3 protein-coding genes are annotated in these 3,569 nt (G+C 53.8%); all 3 read left to right on the forward strand.

What is annotated here, in order from left to right:
• Window positions 1-313: 313 nt before the first annotated feature.
• The gene (locus tag B3Z49_RS06635; protein ID WP_008889559.1) at window positions 314-571 is read left to right on the forward strand and encodes a DUF4212 domain-containing protein; all 258 of its coding nucleotides are present in this window, start codon (window positions 314-316) and stop codon (window positions 569-571) included.
• 24 nt (window positions 572-595) lie between these two features.
• Window positions 596-2,362, forward strand: coding sequence for a sodium:solute symporter family protein (locus tag B3Z49_RS06640; RefSeq protein WP_064789450.1), 1,767 nt, complete (start codon window positions 596-598; stop codon window positions 2,360-2,362).
• 122 nt (window positions 2,363-2,484) lie between these two features.
• The coding region (locus tag B3Z49_RS06645; protein ID WP_296989176.1) for a CBS domain-containing protein at window positions 2,485-3,569 on the forward strand (1,085 nt) is incomplete at its 3' end.

Below are 3,569 nucleotides of genomic sequence, written 5' to 3' on the forward strand. Positions count from 1 at the left end.
TTAAGTTATAAAAACGTCACTTTTTAGGCACTTAGACGCAATGTTTTTCAACCTTAAAATGCTGCAATGCACACAGTGAAAACCGCCCGGATTCTGTCACTATTTTTATTCGACGTTGGGGCACAACACCTTCTAACACCCTGTTCTATACGACTAATGATTAGCTTATGGCGACTCTCGAAAACTGGTATCGAGCTTTACAGGCAATGAGTGTGTCTTGATGCATTCAACGCCACGCATTCATGCGGCCGACAAACACAGCATAAAAATATGTCGGCAGGGAAAGTTATCATTTCTAGGAAGGAGACGCGCGATGGATGAACAAAGCGCAGCCTACTGGAAGAGAAACGTGAAGCTGGTCTCGGTCCTTATCGCGATCTGGTTCATCGTTTCCTACGGTTTCGGCATCTTGTTTGTCGATGCCCTCAACTCTATCGAAATCGCGGGCTTCCAGCTTGGTTTCTGGTTTGCTCAACAGGGGTCCATTTACGTCTTTGTCGCACTGATTTTCGTCTATGTGGCCAAGATGAACAAACTGGATCGCGAATTCGGCGTTCGTGAAGACGACTGACGCAGGATCAGGGAGACAGACAAGATGGATCTTACCACCCTTACATATATTGCCGTCGGCTTGAGCTTCGCGCTGTATATCGGCATCGCGATCTGGGCCAAGGCAAGCACCACCGGCGAATTCTATGTCGCTGGCAAAGGTGTTAACCCGGTCGTCAACGGCATGGCGACCGCAGCAGACTGGATGTCAGCTGCTTCCTTTATCTCTATGGCTGGCCTCATTGCCTTCCTTGGCTATGGCGGCTCGGTTTACCTCATGGGCTGGACAGGCGGTTACTGCCTGCTGGCGATGCTTCTGGCACCGTACCTTCGCAAGTACGGCAAATTCACCGTGCCGGAATTCATCGGGGATCGTTATTATTCCAAAACCGCCCGTATCGTTGCTGTTATCTGCCTGATCTTTATTTCGTTCACCTATGTGGCAGGTCAGATGCGCGGCGTTGGTATCGTGTTCTCGCGCTTCCTTGAAGTTGAACTCCTCACCGGCCTGATCGTCGGCATGGGCATCGTCTTCATCTATGCTGTTCTTGGCGGCATGAAGGGCATTACCTATACCCAGGTTGCACAATATTGCGTTCTTATTATTGCCTACACCATTCCGGCAATCTTCATTGCCTTCCAGCTGACCGGCAATCCGCTGCCGCAGCTGGCATTTGGCTCGACCGTGAATGGCACCGGCGAATACATGCTTGATCGCCTGAACCAGGTTGTGACGGAACTCGGCTTCCTCGAATACACCACCACCAACAAGTCAACGATTGATATCTTTGCAATCACGCTTGCACTGATGGTTGGTACTGCCGGTCTTCCGCACGTTATCGTTCGCTTCTTCACCGTTCCGAAAGTACGTGATGCACGTTCTTCGGCCGGTTGGGCGCTGGTCTTCATCGCGCTGCTTTACACCACCGCTCCGGCAGTTGGTGCAATGGCTCGCCTGAACCTGACCGACACCATCCAGACCGGTGAAGTGGGCGCAGAAGACGGTAACCTCGTCTATGAAGAGCGTCCGGACTGGATGAAGCGCTGGGAAGCAACCGGCCTTCTGAAGTTCGAAGACAAGAACGGTGACGGCCGCATCCAGTATTACAACGATGCGAACGCAGAGTTTGCGACCAAAGCAGCCGAATATGGCTGGGCTGGTAACGAACTGAGCGTTGACCGTGACATCATGGTTCTTGCCAACCCTGAAATCGCACAGCTTCCGAACTGGGTTATTGCCCTGGTCGCAGCTGGCGGTATCGCCGCAGCACTTTCAACGGCTGCTGGTCTGCTGCTTGTGATTTCGTCGGGCGTTTCACATGACCTTCTCAAAGGCACGTTCACACCGAACATGACAGAAGGACAGGAACTGATGGCCGGGCGTGTTGCGGCTGCGGTCGCGATCGTGATTGCCGGTTATCTGGGCTACAATCCTCCGGGCTTTGTGGCACAGGTGGTGGCCTTCGCCTTCGGTCTTGCCGCATCCTCGCTGTTCCCGGTTATCATCATGGGTATCTTCTCCAAGAAGGTTAACCGTGAAGGTGCTATTGCCGGGATGCTGGTCGGTCTGATCTTCACCATGGGTTATATCATGTCCTACAAGGGCATCTTTATCCCGGTATTGATCGAAAACGTCGAAGCAAACTGGCTGTTCGGCATCTCGCCGGAAGGCATTGGCGTCGTTGGTATGCTCCTGAACTTCATCGTTGCTTTCGCTGTGTCGAAAGTCACCGCTGAGCCGCCAGAGCATATCCAGCACATGATTGAAGACATCCGCGTTCCGAAAGGAGCCGGTGGCGCAGTTGACCACTAATCGGTCAACTGGTTTGCCAGGAACTGTTGCAGGCCCCCGGATCATTGATCCGGGGGCTTTTCTTTTCGGCCTTAGTCAGGCAACAATGCACTCAGGGCATGCCCTTGCGGAGGAAAACAGTCATGAGCATCGAACTCGAAGAAATTGCCGAGTTTTTAAAACAACATCACCCGTTCGATCTGTTACCTGACGAAGAAATCAACGCCCTGCCAAAGCGCCTGTCGGCCCGCTATTTCCGCGCAGGGACAAAGGTCCTCTCGCCCGAGGAACAATGCCTTCATCTTTACATCATCCGCACCGGCGGTACTGAAACCCGCGACCCGAACGGGCAGTTGCTTGCCCGTCTGTCAGAGGGCGAATGCTTTGGTGTGCGCGCGATGTATCAGAACGGACGGGCCGCCAACAACATTACAACTCTGGAAGACAGCCTGTGTTACTTGCTGCCCGAAAAGGATTTTCATGCTCTAACTGGCAAGTATCCGCAGTTTAGCTATTTCTTCGCCCAGATGGGGGGCGAACGCCTGCGTAGTGGCATGCAGTTGCTCGAAAGTCGCGATGACGATCAGCTCAAACTGATGAGTGTGAAGGTCAGTGACCTGATTGCCCGCGAACTGGTCAGCATCGACAAGTCAGCCTCGATCCTTGAAGCTGGCCAGTTGATGAGCAAGGAACGCGTTTCCTGTCTGCTGATCACCGAAGGCGGTGACGGTGTTGCCGGGATCATGACCGACCGTGACCTGCGCAATCGTGTCATCGCCAAGGGCCGCAGTTATGATGAGCCGGTGACCGCCATCATGACCGAAAAGCCGATCTCGATTGATCCCGATCAGTACGCCTTTGATGCGCTTCTTACCATGACGCGCAACAATATCCGTCATCTGCCGGTGATGAAGGACGGCAAGGCAGTTGGCATGATCACCACCAACAACTTGCTGGCACGCCAGTCGCTGTCGGCTGTTTACATGGCAGGCCGTATCGGCAAACTGACCGAACCCGAAGAAATGGCAAAGGTCATCGCCCAAGTCCCCGAACTTCTTAGCCACCTGATCGAAGCGGGCGCGACATCGCAAAATGCCGGACATATCGTAACGACCCTGTCGGATGCGGCGACCGCCCGGCTGTTGCAACTGGCAGAGGAAGAATTCGGCCCCCCACCCGTCCCCTATGTCTGGATGGCAGGCGGATCACAAGGCCGTCAGGAACAAAC

Origin of the sequence: Thalassospira sp. UBA1131, assembly GCF_002311515.1 — a bacterium.
Lineage (GTDB): Bacteria > Pseudomonadota > Alphaproteobacteria > Rhodospirillales > Thalassospiraceae > Thalassospira.

Excerpts from the sequence above, each read along its gene's own strand:
- B3Z49_RS06640 (WP_064789450.1), top strand. The coding sequence starts at position 596 with ATGGATCTTACCACCCTTACATATATTGCCGTCGGCTTGAGCTTCGCG.
- B3Z49_RS06635 (WP_008889559.1), top strand. The coding sequence starts at position 314 with ATGGATGAACAAAGCGCAGCCTACTGGAAGAGAAACGTGAAGCTGGTC.